Source organism: Chryseobacterium formosense (assembly GCF_900116415.1).
GTDB lineage: Bacteria > Bacteroidota > Bacteroidia > Flavobacteriales > Weeksellaceae > Chryseobacterium > Chryseobacterium formosense.
In genome coordinates this window covers 129,628-146,215 of record NZ_FPAP01000002.1, presented here as the reverse complement: position 1 = coordinate 146,215, position 16,588 = coordinate 129,628, and the positions used below count along the sequence as shown (strand labels likewise).

At 35.8% G+C, this 16,588-nt stretch carries 14 protein-coding genes; 4 read left to right on the top strand and 10 right to left on the bottom strand.

Features of this window, described 5'->3' with window-relative positions:
- Positions 1-8 precede the first annotated feature (8 nt).
- From BM371_RS06890 to BM371_RS06880, 3 genes are all read right to left on the bottom strand, one after another.
- A complete protein-coding gene (locus BM371_RS06890) occupies positions 9-1,355 on the bottom strand; it encodes an outer membrane beta-barrel protein (RefSeq protein ID WP_081874568.1) in 1,347 nt (448 codons plus the stop codon).
- Positions 1,348-1,914, bottom strand: coding sequence for an RNA polymerase sigma factor (locus BM371_RS06885; RefSeq protein WP_034677693.1), 567 nt, complete (start codon positions 1,912-1,914; stop codon positions 1,348-1,350). The genes BM371_RS06890 and BM371_RS06885 overlap by 8 nt, the downstream gene beginning before the upstream one ends.
- 85 nt (positions 1,915-1,999) lie before the next feature.
- Positions 2,000-2,560 carry a DUF4840 domain-containing protein gene (locus BM371_RS06880; protein ID WP_034677692.1) on the bottom strand — a complete coding sequence of 187 codons (561 nt, stop codon included), beginning with the start codon at positions 2,558-2,560 and terminating at the stop codon, positions 2,000-2,002.
- A 220-nt stretch (positions 2,561-2,780) separates the two neighbouring features.
- On the opposite strand from BM371_RS06880, the gene BM371_RS06875 reads away from it, so the two are divergent.
- From BM371_RS06875 to BM371_RS06865, 3 genes are read left to right on the top strand one after another with little or no spacing between them, the layout of a single operon-like run.
- Positions 2,781-3,128 (top strand): tRNA-binding protein, encoded by a 348-nt coding sequence (locus BM371_RS06875; RefSeq protein WP_034677691.1) that lies wholly within the window; start codon positions 2,781-2,783, stop codon positions 3,126-3,128.
- 30 nt (positions 3,129-3,158) lie between these two features.
- Positions 3,159-3,860: a 3'-5' exonuclease gene (locus BM371_RS06870; protein ID WP_034677690.1), complete on the top strand. Its 702-nt coding sequence runs from the start codon at positions 3,159-3,161 to the stop codon at positions 3,858-3,860.
- 33 nt (positions 3,861-3,893) lie between these two features.
- On the top strand, positions 3,894-4,220 hold the full coding sequence (locus BM371_RS06865) for an SUF system Fe-S cluster assembly protein (protein ID WP_034677689.1): 327 nt from the start codon (positions 3,894-3,896) through the stop codon (positions 4,218-4,220).
- Between the two features lie 238 nt (positions 4,221-4,458).
- Here the strand turns inward: BM371_RS06865 and BM371_RS06860 are convergent, their stop codons facing one another.
- The 7 genes from BM371_RS06860 to BM371_RS06835 form a co-directional block, all read right to left on the bottom strand.
- Positions 4,459-4,761: a hypothetical protein gene (locus tag BM371_RS06860; protein ID WP_034677688.1), complete on the bottom strand. Its 303-nt coding sequence runs from the start codon at positions 4,759-4,761 to the stop codon at positions 4,459-4,461.
- A complete protein-coding gene (locus BM371_RS06855; RefSeq protein ID WP_131430971.1) occupies positions 4,758-5,231 on the bottom strand; it encodes a hypothetical protein in 474 nt (157 codons plus the stop codon). Before BM371_RS06855 ends, BM371_RS06860 begins: the two co-directional genes overlap by 4 nt.
- A 17-nt stretch (positions 5,232-5,248) precedes the next feature.
- Positions 5,249-8,881, bottom strand: coding sequence for a DUF6443 domain-containing protein (locus tag BM371_RS06850; RefSeq protein WP_051882866.1), 3,633 nt, complete (start codon positions 8,879-8,881; stop codon positions 5,249-5,251).
- A gap of 8 nt (positions 8,882-8,889) precedes the next feature.
- Positions 8,890-11,844, bottom strand: coding sequence for a hypothetical protein (locus BM371_RS06845; RefSeq protein WP_034677686.1), 2,955 nt, complete (start codon positions 11,842-11,844; stop codon positions 8,890-8,892).
- A gap of 10 nt (positions 11,845-11,854) precedes the next feature.
- Positions 11,855-13,003 (bottom strand): T9SS type A sorting domain-containing protein, encoded by a 1,149-nt coding sequence (locus BM371_RS06840; RefSeq protein WP_228423576.1) that lies wholly within the window; start codon positions 13,001-13,003, stop codon positions 11,855-11,857.
- Between the two features lie 74 nt (positions 13,004-13,077).
- Positions 13,078-13,497: a hypothetical protein gene (locus tag BM371_RS20675; RefSeq protein WP_228376692.1), complete on the bottom strand. Its 420-nt coding sequence runs from the start codon at positions 13,495-13,497 to the stop codon at positions 13,078-13,080.
- A gap of 519 nt (positions 13,498-14,016) precedes the next feature.
- Positions 14,017-15,813, bottom strand: coding sequence for a DUF885 domain-containing protein (locus BM371_RS06835; protein WP_034672726.1), 1,797 nt, complete (start codon positions 15,811-15,813; stop codon positions 14,017-14,019).
- Between the two features lie 196 nt (positions 15,814-16,009).
- Here BM371_RS06835 and BM371_RS06830 point away from each other — a divergent pair, with 196 nt between their 5' ends.
- Positions 16,010-16,471 (top strand): hypothetical protein, encoded by a 462-nt coding sequence (locus BM371_RS06830; RefSeq protein ID WP_034672728.1) that lies wholly within the window; start codon positions 16,010-16,012, stop codon positions 16,469-16,471.
- Positions 16,472-16,588 lie beyond the last annotated feature (117 nt).

Sequence of the window (16,588 nt, the reverse complement as noted above, 5' to 3'; positions counted from 1 at the left end):
AACTATTTTCAGTCAATGGTAAGACGAAGCCCGAATTTTACATTAAAATTGAAAGGTTTGTCTTTATAAACTGTATTTATTGTACTGTTATCCTTAAAATGATATCCAACTCCGGGTTCTGCATACACTCCGATTTTATCAACGATCTTAAACTGAAGTCCTACCGCGCTGTTTACTGAAAATTGCAAGGGTTTTTTATCAATTTCTTCATTGGTTTCTTCCTTTACCTCGTTGTTGACAATGTATTTTGTCTTAATATCTGCCGAAACAGCCTTTTCTGCTAATGCACCTGCCGTTACATACCCTGTAAATCTTCCTTTTTTGATCACATTGTAATTAACCTGTACCGGAATGCCGATGTAATGAACAGACTGATCGCTTTTTATGTAATCAGATTCGCTGCCCGAACGGAGCTCTGTAGAAAGTTTTGTGTAATTGATTCCCGTTCCGATTCCCCATTTTTTTCCTAAATTTCGATAAACAGAAAGCCCGAATGTTACCGGAATTTTATGTTTAATTCTTGCATCAATGGGCTTATCCTGATTAGCCAATAGAATTGCGGTTAGCGGATTATCCTGATAACCGGCCGTCCAGATTTCGTCACTCAGGCTCATGCTTGCTCCGTTTAAAGTGGCATATCCGGGAAACTGCTCGGCTGAGTATTGTGAAGTGCTTCCTGTAAGCATTCCCAACATCCAGGCTTTTTTTGTACGCTTTTTGACAAGTTCTTTTTTCTCAGTTTTTTCGTCTTTAGAAATGAGCGCTTTAGTTTCTTCGAAAATAGTTTCAGGATTAAAATCCGCAGCAACTAAATCATGTCTCGCAATCGAAAGATTCGGAAAAAACAAACCGTTATCCAATTGATTTTCAGAAATATTACTCCTAAACGGCTTTAAAATTTCCTGCTGATATTTTTCAATCTTATCTAAAAAATCTGAAGTTCCAAAATTCTTTTTTGAACCCGAAATTATTGGTTCTGAGTAACTAAGATTCTTATTTTCTGAAATATTATTGGAAAGCCGATTGTTTAAAAGCTGATTTGATATGTCTGCTTTTTCCTGTTTTTTTGCTACTATTGATACATTATTCTTTTTATAAATCTCAGAAAGCTTTACCCCTCCAAAGATGATAAAAGCCAAAACAGCCGCAGCTCCGCTCACTTTATAGAATAAATTCTTTAAACCCTTTTCAGACACAACTTTTTTTTGAGCTTTGATTTCGCTTACTGGAAGCATCAGTTTATCCTGATCATCATCAAACAATTCTTTTCTGATATCATCCCACAAACCTTCGGGAGGCTCTTCGGTGTGATCCTCCATTTTATTGCGCATCCTATTAAACCACTCTTTACTCATATTGCGCTATTTTTAGTCGTTTATATTCTTTGATTTTCTGAGCTAAAGTCACTCGTGCTCTGTGAAACTGTGAGGCAGAAGAGTTTTCTGCGATCCCCAAAACCTCTGCAATTTCTTTATGGCTTTTTTCTTCAAACACAAAAAGATTAAAAACCGTCCGGTAGCCTTCAGGAAGAGATCTTATCATTTCCATAATTACTGCTTCAGGAATCTGCTGAAGATCAGGCTCTTCATCCACCGTCATATCCGGAAGCTCAGAATCATCAACAAAGTTTTTAAAATCAGAATTTTGCTTCAGGAATGTTAAAGATTCATTCACCACAATTCTGCTCATCCATGCTCTGAGCGAGCCGTTTCCTCGATACTGAAAACTTTCAATGGAACGGAACATTTTTATAAAACTATTTTGCAAAACATCATGAACGTTATCTTTATCAAGAATATAACGTGAGCAGACATACGTAAGATTTCCGGAATAAACTTCGAAAAGTTCCTTCCAGGCAGCCTCTTCCTTCAGGAGAAGACGATCGATTAAAATCTGCTCTTTGTTTAATTCCATTTAGACTCACACCGTAAGCCAAGCTTACATCATGCAAAAATAGGCTGCCTTTTATTAATCACAGCCTATCTCTACCAATAACCATTTAATTCTTCAGACAATACGGAAAATCATATTTAATAATTTCAAATGGGCTTACTGCTGCCCCGTCTACCGTAATTTTTTCTGCAACGATACCAAAGCGAAGAGACCAGTCTTGTCCCACAAAATATCCTTTCTGTTTTCCGGCAAGTGTTATCACTGTATTCTTTATCGTTCCGTCAACAGGAATTTCAAGATTTAGAATTTTGGGTGAAAAAGTAAGCTCTACCGTATTGTTATTTAAGTTTAATTTCGAAGTATAATTCAGCTTGTATTCTATTTTCCCCATCTCTGCCAAAGCTGTTTCTACCTTCACTGGATTTTTTACAACAGCCTGCACAATTTCCTTTACCGGAAAATCTTTGAAAATGATCACCGAATCTTTTGCCATAAATTCATTAATTTTCTCTGTTCCGGTATTTCCTTGTGATACAATTTGCTTTGCTTTGTAATTTCCGTTAACGTCTGTCACTGCAACCGGAGTGGGTTCGTAATTATCGTCGCAGGAAGTCAACATTAAAGCTAACATGATTAAAACTGTTTTAAGTACCATTAATTTTTTCATTTCTTAATTTGTTCGTTAAACATTTCTTTTTTGAGTACTCAATGAATAAATAACAATTCTGAAAAATCCTGCATGAAAAATTTAAAAAAAATAAACTCATAAAACTAATTAACTGATAATCAGCTGTAAAAACTTATACATTAAAATCATTTTTAGCTTTTTTTAAAATTTTGATACATTTGTTATCACAGACATCCTTTAAGACACTTATTATTTATTTATGAGCATAAAACCTGAAATTTCCTGGGCAGATTTTGAAAAATTAGACATCAGAAGCGGAACGATCATTTCGGTAAATGATTTTGAAAAAGCAAGAAACCCGTCTTATCAGCTGGAAATCGATTTTGGAGATCTTGGAATCAGAAAATCGGCTGCGCAGATCACGTCATTGTACAGTAAAGAAGATTTAGTTGGAAAACAGATTTTGGCCGTGGTTAATTTCCCTAAAAAGCAGATTGCCAATTTTTTCAGTGAATGTCTGGTTTTGGGAGTTTATGGTGAAAATCATAAAGATGTTACACTTCTAAGCCCTTCGTTGCCCGTGAAAAACGGTCTTCAGGTAGGATGATTTAAATTTAATTCTAAAAAAAATACGCAAATGATACAAAATATTCCTTTAGAAAAAGTTTTATTTCTTGATATTGAAACAGTTCCACAATACGGAACGTGGGAAGAGCTTTCTGAAAATGAACGAATGCTTTGGGATAAAAAGACGAGATACCAACGGAAAGATGAGATTTCTGCCGAAGATTTTTACGAAAGAGCAGGAATTATGGCTGAATTTGGAAAAATCATCTGCATCACGATCGGAATGCTCGAAAAAAACGATACTTTAAAAATAAAAAGCTTCGCAGATCACGATGAAAAAAAATTGCTGATAGAGTTTGGTGAGATTTTCAACAGCACGAGGCTTCGCGATGTAATTCTTTGCGCCCACAACGGAAAAGAATTTGATTTCCCTTGGATTGCAAGACGTTTTCTGATCAACGGAATGCTCCCTCCTACTCCTTTTCAGATGTTTGGGAAGAAACCTTGGGAAATTCCGCACATCGACACGATGGAATTGTGGAAATTCGGTGACTACAAAAGCTTTGTTTCTCTGGAATTGCTGGCTCATGTTTTCGGAATTCCTACTCCGAAAGATGACATCGACGGATCAATGGTTTCATCAATCTACTACATAGAAAAAGACTTGCAGCGAATAGTTGACTATTGTGAAAAAGATGTCTTAACTTTGGCAAATATTTTCAGACGGATGCGTCAGGAAGATTTATTACAGAGAAATATCAATTTAGATTAAAAAATACCGCTTGACGGTAAGTAAAACGATAAAATGAAATTTACAGACGACCAGATTGCCGATATAGGAGAAGAGATTATAGGAGTATTAAAAACGGTGTATGATCCGGAAATTCCGGTGGATATTTATGAATTAGGGTTAATTTATGACGTACAGATTTCTGATGAAGCCGATGTAAACATCATCATGACCTTAACAACACCAAACTGCCCGGTTGCCGAAACTTTACCTCAGGAAGTAAAAGATAAAGTGAAAGCAGTAGAAAACGTAAAAGAAGTTGAGCTGGAACTCACTTTTGAACCAAGCTGGAACAAAGATATGATGAGCGAAGAAGCAAAATTCGAGCTGGGAATGCTTTAAGATAATGCCCACAATTAAATACAAAAAAGCTTTATGATATGTTCATAAAGCTTTTTTTTGTGTAGATATGATTGTAATTAGATTATTTTTTATTCAAAAATATTGTTACGCTTTAGTTTTATTTCCTGATACAAAACAGAACCATTATAAAATACAAAAAACCTCGCAATTTGCGAGGTTTTTTTGTTATCTACCACACGATATGATCGTGTGAGAGCGAGGAAATATTATCCTCCCCTTAATTGCTCTGCACTTCCAAGACCTTCCCTAAAGCAACTTCTTTTGGAAATATTCCAATTCTAAACTCAACACCTTTTTTTATTCTATTTACTAAAAAATCTCTTTCTACTAAATTTATCTTAACAATTTCAGTTTTACCTATATCAATATTTTTATTTTGAACTTGAATTTCGGAAAACGTAGAAATTACATCATTAGGAATCCAAAAAGATAATCTAATAGAATTATTAATCGGAAAATTGAAACTTTCTCTCGCTGTTTCCAAAAAAATAATTTCTACAATTAAAATTAATTCTTTCATTCAACTTTTTTTTCATTCCAAAGAACAAATCCATTTCTTTCAATTGTTAATGAATCAATAATTTTGTGAAAAGCAATGTCAACATTTCCTTCTATCACTTCATTTATACAATCATAATCTGGTTCAAAAATCATAACCCATTTTTTTTGTGTTTTAGTTAATAAATGTAATAGATTCAGCAATATATTATTCTCTTCTGGAATTTTTTTATCAACAGAAAGTTCATTTATCAAACTTTCAAATCCGTCAATAATTGAAATACATTGCCATTGCTCTCTTTGAAAATTATTTGGTAACAAGGATGTGATATGTTCAGGAACATTTGACTTTGTTAGTTTAAAGTAATGAAACCATGCTTCTTCCTCACCCTGGGGAAATTTTTCTCCCTGCCATTCATAAACAGGTTGTTCAAACTTAAATGTTGTAACGCTTGACTCTATTGGTAATAAAAATTCGAAACCTATGTCCATAATATTATTATTATTTTTTAAGGAAATGATACAGCTTTGCCATATTGCCAATTCTTTCCATTGAAATTGAAAACATGCTGATGTGGATTTGGGTGTACCAAAGGACGTCCGTGTGTCGTCCAATCCACTCTACTCCAAGGAACTATTTTCCCGTTTGCCAAAGGCCAAGAACCGCCGGTAAATGTTGCAGACTGTCTGTACAGAATACCATCACTACCTATTTTACCTCCTAAAGTTGTATGTGGATAATTACCAGCAAGTGGGCTGGGTAATGGAATATCCCAGCCTCCTACTTTGTGCTGAGCCAATGGTGTCTTGGGAATATACATTCCACCTTTAGCAGCATTTAAAGCTTTTAAACCTCCAGTGTTTCCACTTCTGGTAATCATTAATGCCGCTAAAATATAATTTGAATTTCCATCACTATTGGCAGCAAGCATCATTCCTCCAACTTCCCAAATACCCAATGGATCACCTGCACCTCCAATCATTTTTATAGGACCATCGTGGCAATGTCCGCAATTTCGGTACCATTCTCTTTGTTGCTCTTGAAATGCCTGATTAGAGTTCCATCGTTCCATAAATGCGTTATGATGATTTTGCACCTCTATTCCCCAAAATATACTACTGCTCCCCAGCATAAGAGGAGCTAATCGTATTTCACCTTGGACATCGCCGCCACCGCCGCCGCCATAGCCAACTCCAACACTTGCTAAAAGACTACTGGTATAGCTTGCACCCCAATTGATGTCATTACCATCATAGTCCATAGAGCTTCCTCCATCACTGGTAAAGCCCATTCCTGTATTATACCAGGTTGTTCCTGATGGAGAGTTCCATAGATTGTCAATAAACGATTGAGATAACATTCCCGTAGGATCGTTATACATCAACGGGTTGTTATTGGCGTAATGATAAGGCGATAAATGTGTCGTGTACTCCGCCAGCGGATCTACAACACCCCATCTTCCAAGATCCGGCATATAGAACCTTGCACCATAATCATACATGCCAATTTCTTCCTGCATTTCTTTGCCATTATAACTGTATTTATAGTCGCTAAATGCATGTCCCGGAATATCGTGCTTCAACCCAAATGCATAATAGTCATTTTGCTGTACTATGACCGCTGTATTGTTATCTTTTGCAAAGCTTACCCTCACGTTACCTAAATGATCGCTGTAGTGGTAAATATAGCGATTATTTACATAATCATAATACCCTTCGGAAGTACCAAAAAACTGTAATCCGTTAGAAACCCCAATCAGACCTGATTCATTATTATACTGAAAGCCATCAATGTATTCTGTTGTTGTAAAAGCGTCAGCTCTGTTTCTTCCAAAGAAGTATTGATGTACTTTTTTAATCTTTGTACCGTCTGCACGATAAGAATATTTTATATTCTTGTAAACGTCCCCATTCGTTCGTGTTACAAAATTATTAAACTTGATATAATTGGGAAGATCGAGATCATTATACTTGATTTCTAAAATACCTTTGTCTACATGATTGGTCATGTTGCCGTTAAAATCATAGGTTATGGTGTTTCCTGAAGTATCGGGATAACCATAATAATTGTTCTTGTTGTCGATTACCGATACAAGCCTGTTGGTATTCTGGTAATTGTAAACCAGGTCGTCGATCTCTTCGGCAAGACCACTATAACCCTTTTGGTTTCTTTTAAGACCCATAATGTTGCCGTTGGCATCATAATTCATCGTCTCATTAAAGAAATTATTCTGAGGAACGGTTGAATTGGGTTCCTGATATAAAGCCGCAGTTAATCGGTTGTAAGCATCATATTGATAGCTGTATTTTTTTAATACATCTTCTGCAGAATCTTTCCATATCATCTCGGTAATGTTCCCGTTGTAGTTGGCTTGTGCTACCGAAGCATTCGAAGTCGATGCAAACTTTAGTTCATATCCGAAAAGCTTAGAGCCTAAATTCTCAGGATCATTCACTTTTGTGATCATACCCCGTATATTGTACGTATAATCGATGCTTTGCAAGTTATTGCCAACTTTTTTATTGGTAACCTGTCCCAAATCGTTATAGGTATAATCTGAAAGCAGCTCTTCAGCATTGCCGTTTACTTGATGGTAATGCTGCTTTACCCTGAACTGATCATCATATACAAACCTTTCTTTGATCACCACTTCAGAAGGATCTGCGTTGGTCTTTTTATGATAGGTATTGGCTTTTAAAACTACCCCCGAAAAATCGAGCTGTTTCTCGGTATTGGTATACCCTCCCAAATGGTTGATGCTTCTGCTTCCTACAGGTCTCAGCAGTGCATCGTACCAGATATGCGAAGCAGACCAGCTGTCATCATCCAGGTTTTTTATATACGAACTGGTAGGCATCGATTTCAGACTTCTTATACTGCTTACCCCGTTGCTGGAAAAACTTTGTGCTCCGTTGATCATACTAAACTCCAATACATTAGTAGTCGGAGGATAAAAATCTAATCCAAGACCACTTGTAGGATAAGTATCATAATAATTAACCGAGTACGGTACAAAGGCGGCAGAAGGATAAGCGGTATTGGTATAGAAGATCTCCTGGCCGTTTAAGGTAAATGACGATGTATTTCTGCTTTCATTATTCAGTCCTTTCGCATTGGCGTTTGCCTGTTCTTCTAATCTCGTTCCTCCAGTAAACTTCCCCGTATAAGCAACTCTTCCAAACTTGTCATACCGCGTAAAAAGCCATCGGTTGGGTTGTTCAGGATTGTTTTTCATGTTTGCATCCTGAGCAGCAACCACACGGTTTTGCTGGTCGTAGACCATATATTCCCAGCCTTTCCCGGGAAGCTTTTTCTCTACCTGCCTGAAGCGGTTGTCATACACGTACTGGTAGCATAGTTCATTCAGTATTTGCGGGTTTACGGTATTCCCGTTTTGAGTGATCTGCTGGTCGGCTTTTGGGGAGATCACAAAAGCAAGCTGGTTGTAAACATTGTACACATAGTAGGTATCCAGTTTTTCCGAGTTGCTTTCTTTTCTCAGCAATACGGTTTGCCCCTCAGAGTTTTTGAATTCAACAGTTACCTTGCCGTCTTCATCAGTGACCACGTTTTTAATCAGCTGGTTGGGTGAATAAAATGAAACATCGGTAATGCTCGTCGTTAAGGTAGCGTTTGCCCATGAAACTGAGGTATTATACCTTTTCACCTGATCGGGTTGTTGATTGGTAAGATACTGCATCTTGGCAGTATGTCCTGAAGACATTGCCCATTCTGATCCCGGATTCGCGACTTCAAGAACCCTTGCCAGAGGCGAAGCTTCAATCTTCTGTTCCGAAAACGCATTGGCAACACCATAATAGCTGTTGACATCGGTTTCGGTTGTGTTGTGTACTGCATAATTGGATGTTGCTACAGGAATAGGCAGAAGTGATTTCGACTGTCTTCCGGACTGGTCATAAATGACGGGTGCCACAAGGTCTTTTCCCGAAGGAGTTGCTTTTACCTGTACCACTTCTTTGGCTCTTCCCAAGCCGTCAAAATACTGTACGGTTTCTGTTTTTTTGCTTCCGTCAGCTGAAAGGTAGGTTTTCGTATAAATATAGTTTTCGTTGCTTGGGAGTGACTGCGCATAGATGCAATGAACCGCAAGCAATAAAAAAGAAATGATTATTTTTTTCATGATTGTGCTTAGTTTTTGTAATTGTACAAATGCTCTTTTACCGTGTTTCCGTTCACGTCCACTACCTTCAGAAGCCTGTTGAAGGAATCATACTTGTAGAATTCCATAAGCCCGTTCGGTGGTATGGTTGTCGTGATTCCTACCAACGGATTATAGGTATAGCAGGTTACCATAAAATTCCTCAAAGCAGGGTCATTCTTAAAAGTATTTAGAGCCGCAATAAGCGCCTGTTCTTTTGACTCTTCCTGGGCTGAAGTTGCATTGGCATCTTCATTCGAAGCATTGACAATTGCGGTAATAAGATTCGAAGGAATATCCGATAGTTTGGCTCCCTCTATTTTAGCAATCGGAAGGGTTTTGTTGTACCCGTAAATAATTGTTGTTGGCACACCTTCCCCTGAGGCATCATCAATTACAACTGTAAATTGAATTAGATTTCCTTGATTGTCATAATTATCATTTCTGATATGTGAGATTGTGCTATTATCATAAGAATTTTTTGAAATTATGGATGTTGGATATAAGCTGTTGTTAGCAAATTTTGTTTCTAGAGAAGATATCTCTGTACCATTTCTTTTCTCTGTGGTTTTAATAACAAGTCCTTTCATGTTTGAATCCCATAGATGTTGATATTCGTTAGTTTGCCCCTGCAATACCAGACCTGTAGGATAAAACAATGTTTTTTCGTTCATTTGCCCATCTGAAGATGTTGCGGTCACCTTTAGTAATTTATAATTTCCTCTAGAATTATTAAATTCTTGATCAACTTTATTGGTTAAAACTTGAGAGCTATTATGAATTCTATCGTAAACAATTTTTCTTTTAATAATACCTGGACGAACATAACCAATACTAGATTTGATTGGTGTAGTACCACTTTGATCTAATAAATCATACTCGTAATCGGTACTGTGAACAATTTGATTACTATTATTATAAATTTCAGTCTTACTTTCAAGCCCACCTTTTGTAATATTATAATAGTGCTTTAGATCAAAAATTTCACCAGCAACTGTATATTGGGTATTAGGATAGTCCGCCGGAGTCTTTAAATAATGTCGGACAAAACCATCTGTACTAGAGTCTGTCACTGTTATATTTTTATATACAATGTATTCAGATGTTCCAAAGTCATCAACATAACTTTCATTTTGAATTTTAGTACCACTCGGATTAGTACTGACATCAAAATTATTATATTGATAAGTTACTGTTTTTGTAGGAGTTGAATTTGTTGATGAAACATAAGTTTTAATACTTCCGATTCTAAGTCCATCACCATATCCAATATTTAAAAAAGGAGGGCTTTCTGTAATTAGTTCTGAAGTAATAAAATTTCCTTTTATTGTACCTGAGCTTATAAATTGTATTGTATAATTACCTGGGTAAATATCTACATATCCCTGAGTATTATACTCATACGGACTTTCGGTAACTCCACATCTTACTAAATTAATATCGCCATTATTTATAGTAAAATTTGCTATCAAATTAGGTTGTGAAGGATTTGGAGTAGAACCATCTCCAGGATCTGTATCAAGGCCGCCACCGGGAAGAGGTTGTATTTGGCGATAAGGTTCTGCTGTAAATATATAATAAAACCTTTTCTTTTTTGTCGGGTCACCTGGTATATTCCAGATTACAGTATTTGCTTGATTAGTATTGTAAGTAAATACATCTCGCTGTTCTACATGCTGGATGTATGGGTCTATGTACTCCTTTAGTGCTTGTGTGTAGTTATCAGAAGATTTATCATAAAAAAACTCATTTGGCTCAAAATTATATTCGGTTACACCGCCAGTAGGCATAATGATTTTCTTTAAAACTCCAACAATTCTTTCTTTTGGATAGATTGTATAGTAATCTTGATGATAATAACATGAAAATGCACCAGAAGCAGGTGGTATATTGTCGGGGAGTGGCATCGTATTATACACAAAACTTGTAATTTCCAAAACATTGGATTGAACAATAGGATCTACTTTCTTGAGCTGTTTAAGTGTTCTTTTTGATATGTGTGAATTTAAGAAGTCACTCAATTCATATAGAAAATCATATTTTGTAATAGTTTTTCCTGTAATCGTCTTCAGCGAAATACTACTTATTGAATATGGATCATTAAGGGTTTGTTCTAAAGAATGATCTAAAAAGTAAGTAATGTTAATACTTCCGTTACCAGGGCTGTCAATCTTTTTTAGTTTACAACTCTGATAAAATAAAACATTTGTATTTTCATAATATCTATTATCCTTTTGATATTCATATTTTAGTAACTCTACACCGCTCGGACTTTTAATACTACTTAGGAAAAAAGCAGATCTATACAGTTTGTTGTTTTCTGAATAAAGGTTTTGGCTGTAATCACTGAAAATAAACTTATACCCCTTGTCGTCTGTTACTATAAAGCTATCTACAATTAAAGTAGAATTATTATCAGTTCTAGTATAATCTATTTTAACATTATTTACTCCTGTATCGTATATTACAAAAGAATTATTGTTTCGATTAATCGTAAACTTTCCATTCAACCCATTCGGTAGGGAATAATAATAAATATCATCAAATGTATTTTGGGTATAGTTTCCGGTTTGAGAATTATCGAACCTCTCATCTAAACCAGATACAATTAATCTGCTAATAACACCACCAGAGAACAATGTCCATCCTAATCCCACTTGATTTATAAATTCTCCTTCAGAAGCAGTATTAGGGTTGTACGATAATGTTAAGTTTTCAGAAATATTTTTGTCTGTACTGGAAATACTTACAATTGGCAGAGTTATATTTGGTAAGCCCGTTGCCAAGGCAACAGGGGTTTCTTGATATTTAGCAATTGATGAGACAGAGGGAACAGGATTTGAAAAGTCACCATAGCTTATTTGTTGTTGTGCAAACAAATTTGAAAACACACCAATTAAAGCTAATAACCCACTAATTAATACTTTTTTAATTTCTATTTTCATATTTGTTTTTTTATTTTTTTATCAATTTCGCATTCGCAGTTTGGTTATCATCAGTCTTCACAGTTATTAAATAAGCTCCCTGAATTAAATTCTGGGTATTGATCTTAGTTACCTTATTTTTGGTTTTCAGGCTTTGTAATTGTCTTCCACCCATATCATACAGCGTGATATCCGCTTCCTTAAACTCAAACCCTATTTCCACATAACAGTAATCGCTCACCGGGTTCGGATAGATTTTCATATCCTGCTTTTCGATCAACTGATCGATCTGACTGTCTCCCAATTTCACAATCTTCCAGTTTTCTTTGCCTAATTCTTCGGCACTTGTTCCCGCCAATACAATCGAGCCGTCTTTATTCATCTTCAGATCAGATAACCTTTCCTCCTTCTTCCTCGATTCTCCTTTTACATGTTTTCTCCACTGCTCATTGCCGTCATTGTCAATATAGAGCATCCAGAAAGTTTCGTCATCAGCTTCAATTTTTCCTTCTGCCTGAGTATAGCCACCCAGTAAAATGCCTTTGGTTGATGGTTGTCGGTTATCTGTTGATGGTTTTCCGGTGATCACATTCATGCCCATCAGAATATCACGGTTTTTGAAATTGTAGGATTTCTGCCACTGTTCGTCACCTTTGGTATTTAGTGAAATTAGCCAAAGATCTGTTCCTTCTTCTATTCCCACCGTTTTGTTGCCTGATCTTTCAGATCTAGATTCTCCGCCAATAATATAACCAGAAGAAGTAAATGCCATTGTTCTTACATGGTCATCTCCTTTACCTCCGAAGTTCCTTTCCCATTCTACCTTTCCGTCATTGTTAAGCTTAACAATCCAGTAATCGCCTTCTCCATAATTCTCGGTAGATTTGGGATAACGGGATACGGGATTCGGGTTTTCTGATGATGAATTTTTAGCTGTCGCTCCGGAACCCGTACCACGGATCTCGGAACTCCTCGAATAAATTCCAAGCAAAGCTCCGCCATCGGGAGTGGGAATCATCTTTTCAACTTCATCAAGACCTTTTCCACCCAATATCGATTCCGATAACAATTTCCCATTTTTGTCTAATCTTGAAACGATCACATCTTTCGAACCGAAACCATTTGTAGCATTCTGAATATTTCCGGCTACCATAAATCCTAAATCTGCGGTCTGAATCACCGATCTTGCTTCTTCATCCTGTGATGTTCCCAGTGTTTTCTGCCAAAGCTCATCTCCGAATTCATTAATTCTGATTAGCCAGATATCCGATCCGCCTTTGAAACATCTTTTTTGTCTAATCCTTTCGACGAATAAGAAGTCCCGGCAAGTAAAAACCCGCCTTCCTGCGTAGACATGGTTGCTGAAAGAAAATCGTGGTTCTCTCCTGAGAAATACTTTTCCCAGACTTCTTCGCCCTGTTGATTGAGTTTCACCAAATGGAAATCGTACCCGTTGTTTTGTTTTGAGGTAGAAGATAAACTTCCAGCACCGAGCTTCCCGCTTCCAGCCTGAATAGAACTTCCTGTAATAAGGTATTGCTGATCTACGGTAGTGGTGACTTGAGAAAGAAAATCCTGTGTCGAAGATTTGATATCTTTCTGCCATACCACTTCCTGAGAATACAATACAGCAGTTGTGCATATAAGAAATGCACTCATGTAGAGTTTTTTCATGATTTGTTTTTAATGATATTTAAGTTTAAATTTTATAGAAATCTTTTAAATCCTAAAAATGATCTAAAGATTAGGGAATAGTCTCTTTTGCATAACGAAAAAATGCGTCTGTTGAAGGTTAATAGTTTTATTCATCTTTGTTCATCATATTTTGTGTTTGGTTTAATTCTACAAATCTAAAATATTTTAAATTTACTTCAAAATAATTCACTGTACTTTTTCTCATAATCTATTGACTATTAGTTAATAATACAAATATAATCCTATGCAGCGACAAAACTTGTCGTATGTCAATCCTATTATTATTATTATTATTATTATTATTATTATTATTATTATTATTATTATTATTATTATTATTATTATTATTATTATTATTATTATTATTATTATTATTATTATTATATATACAAACATTGAAATATTTAATAAAAGGAATTCAAGTCAGTAGTTTTAACAGTCTTGTATAAAAAAACCTTCCAAAATCTGGAAGGTTTTAAATTTTTATAAAATTTAATTTTACTTCTGCTTCCCTGCCCACAACTCCATTTTTCTGTTTAAAACATCCAATGGAAGACATCCCTGACTTAGAATCTCATCATGGAAACTTGCAAGACTGAATTTTGTGCCTAAATCTTTTTGATATTTTTCTCTTAATTCTCTGATTCTTAATGACCCGATTTTATATCCTAAAGCCTGTCCCGGCATTGCCATATATCGTTCTACTTCTGCAGTTGCACCGGCTTCATCATAGGCAATATTATTTAAGAAATAAGTAATTGCTTCTTCCCTGCTCATTTTTCCCGAGTGAATTCCGGTATCTACAACCAGTCTTACCGCTCTCAGCATCTGATCGCTTAAGTATCCCATTTTTTGATAAGGATCGGTGTACAGCCCAAACTCCGGACCTAAAGTTTCGCAATAATGTGCCCAACCTTCACCATAAGCTCCGAACCAGCCAAATCTCATAAACTTTGGAAGCTTTATATTTTCCTGCTGTAAAGAAACCTGATAATGATGTCCAGGAATTGCTTCGTGTAAAAACAAAGATTCCATCCCGGAAGTCACGTTGAATTTCGTAGGATCAGGAATCGGCATGTAGAAAATTCCCGGTCTTTTTCCGTCCGGAGTTCCCTGAATATATTCTGCACTTGCGCTGGCTTCACGGAATTTTTCGGTTTGTCTGATCTCAAACTTGGTTTTCGGAGTTACACTGAACATGGTTTTCAGCTTCGGAGTTATTTTAGCTAAAATCCCGTTAAAACCATCCAAAACCTCCTTTGAAGTTTTGTAAGGCATTGCTTTCGTATCGTTTTTCACAGAACTAATAAACTGCTCAAGCGTTCTGCTAAAGCCAACCTGCTGTTTTACTTTTTCCATTTCGCCACGAAGCATAGCAACCTGCTGTAATCCTATTTTATTGATTTCATCGGGAGTTTTATCGGTTGTTGTCCAGCTTTTAGCATAAAATTTATAGATATTGTCACCGTTTGGCAAGGCATTGTAACCATCTGTTTCTCTGGATTTAGGCAAATATTCTTTCTCCAGAAAATCTCCCATTTTTGTATAGGCAGGAATTATATTTTTTACAATAGCTTCCTGATACAGTTTGGTGAATTTTTCTTTCTGCTCTTTAGAAAAATCTTTCGGGAAGTTCTTTATCGGTCCCGCAAAAATATTTTTATCAAAGTCGGAAGTCGTAATTTCTTCAGCTCTCATCTGGGGAATCATTTTGATCACCAGCTTTCGAGGAAGAACCATTTTATTGTTGATCCCTTCACGGAAATTTTCTGTAGCAGCAGTCATCCATTCAGGAAATTTCTCCATTCTTTTGAGCCAGTCTTCATAATCTTTTTCTGTATTAAAGGGCTGACTTCCCTGTCCGCTTCCGTAAAGAGGAAAATTCAATGGTAATCCTGTAAACTGACTGAACGGAATATATTCAGGATGATAAGCATATGCTTCAATTTTGTCTTTTAATGTATAATCTAAAACATCATAAATTACTTTATCTTCGTCTGAAAGACCTTTGTAATCTACATTTTCAAGCTGCTTCTGCACAGAATTGTAAAAGGCAATTTCTCCGGAAATAAAATCTTTATCAATATTAATCGGGAGCTGATCATTATATCGTAAATCTCCCTGCGAAGTGGCTTCCAAAGGATAAAGCTTTAAATACTGCTCATAATAATTAGCCGCAATAGAATCAATATTCGTAGGTGTAACTTTAGTAAGTGGTGAATCCGTTTTCTTACAGGATACAATACCTGCAGCCAATCCAAGTCCGAGAATTGCTTTTAAAATAATATTCTTCATATATCTTGATAACTTATTTTTCTTAAATTTAATATTGCATAAAAAACAAAAATACTAATATTGGGACTTTGAATCTGTTATTAATTCAGATTTTAGTAAAAATAGTTTTGAAAATAGTTTTCACATTCGTACAATTTTTTATCTTTGCTTAAAACGTTTAACAATCATAGTATTACAAGTTCTTTTTTAGGAAATAATGAAAGGGATTTTAAAAATTTACCATCCGGACGAAACTCTAAAATACAATATAAAAAGCACTTACTGCAAGGCTGTTTATAGCAATCAAAAACACTTTTTGGAAGTAGAAGTCATTACAGACGACGGTTTGGACCATGTGGATGACGATTCGTTACAATATAATTTTCCTCAGCTTTCGCTTGAAGTAATTGAATTTCCGATAGATTCTGCAGAAATTGAGGGTAAAACATTTGAAATCAATGATTCTGAAGACGAGGTTTACACCGAAGTAAACCTGTTTGATGATGAAGATGCTTTCATTTATGATAATGAACTCTGCTTTGAGAAAAATGAGCAGGATGAACTTCAGGTCGTATGGAAAGGAACGATTGATGATTTTTACACTGGTTCAGAGACTCCGCTTCCGTTCAGACTTAAGTGCGAATTTAAGCAAGACGAGATCGAAGTAGACGAAGATTAGTCTTCATCGTCATATAAAACACTAAATTTCTTTTCAAATACTCTTTTGGAAAGAAATTTGCTTTTTTGTGACATTATTAAATTTTGGGATGTATTTTTTAAGCTTATTTTAAGATAT

Excerpts from the sequence above, each read along its gene's own strand:
- BM371_RS06880 (WP_034677692.1), bottom strand. The coding sequence starts at position 2,560 with ATGAAAAAATTAATGGTACTTAAAACAGTTTTAATCATGTTAGCTTTA.
- BM371_RS06890 (WP_081874568.1), bottom strand. The coding sequence starts at position 1,355 with ATGAGTAAAGAGTGGTTTAATAGGATGCGCAATAAAATGGAGGATCAC.
- BM371_RS06850 (WP_051882866.1), bottom strand. The coding sequence starts at position 8,881 with ATGAAAAAAATAATCATTTCTTTTTTATTGCTTGCGGTTCATTGCATC.
- BM371_RS06860 (WP_034677688.1), bottom strand. The coding sequence starts at position 4,761 with ATGAAAGAATTAATTTTAATTGTAGAAATTATTTTTTTGGAAACAGCG.
- BM371_RS20675 (WP_228376692.1), bottom strand. The coding sequence starts at position 13,497 with ATGAAAAAACTCTACATGAGTGCATTTCTTATATGCACAACTGCTGTA.
- BM371_RS06875 (WP_034677691.1), top strand. The coding sequence starts at position 2,781 with ATGAGCATAAAACCTGAAATTTCCTGGGCAGATTTTGAAAAATTAGAC.
- BM371_RS06835 (WP_034672726.1), bottom strand. The coding sequence starts at position 15,813 with ATGAAGAATATTATTTTAAAAGCAATTCTCGGACTTGGATTGGCTGCA.
- BM371_RS06830 (WP_034672728.1), top strand. The coding sequence starts at position 16,010 with ATGAAAGGGATTTTAAAAATTTACCATCCGGACGAAACTCTAAAATAC.
- BM371_RS06885 (WP_034677693.1), bottom strand. The coding sequence starts at position 1,914 with ATGGAATTAAACAAAGAGCAGATTTTAATCGATCGTCTTCTCCTGAAG.
- BM371_RS06855 (WP_131430971.1), bottom strand. The coding sequence starts at position 5,231 with ATGGACATAGGTTTCGAATTTTTATTACCAATAGAGTCAAGCGTTACA.
- BM371_RS06845 (WP_034677686.1), bottom strand. The coding sequence starts at position 11,844 with ATGAAAATAGAAATTAAAAAAGTATTAATTAGTGGGTTATTAGCTTTA.
- BM371_RS06865 (WP_034677689.1), top strand. The coding sequence starts at position 3,894 with ATGAAATTTACAGACGACCAGATTGCCGATATAGGAGAAGAGATTATA.
- BM371_RS06870 (WP_034677690.1), top strand. The coding sequence starts at position 3,159 with ATGATACAAAATATTCCTTTAGAAAAAGTTTTATTTCTTGATATTGAA.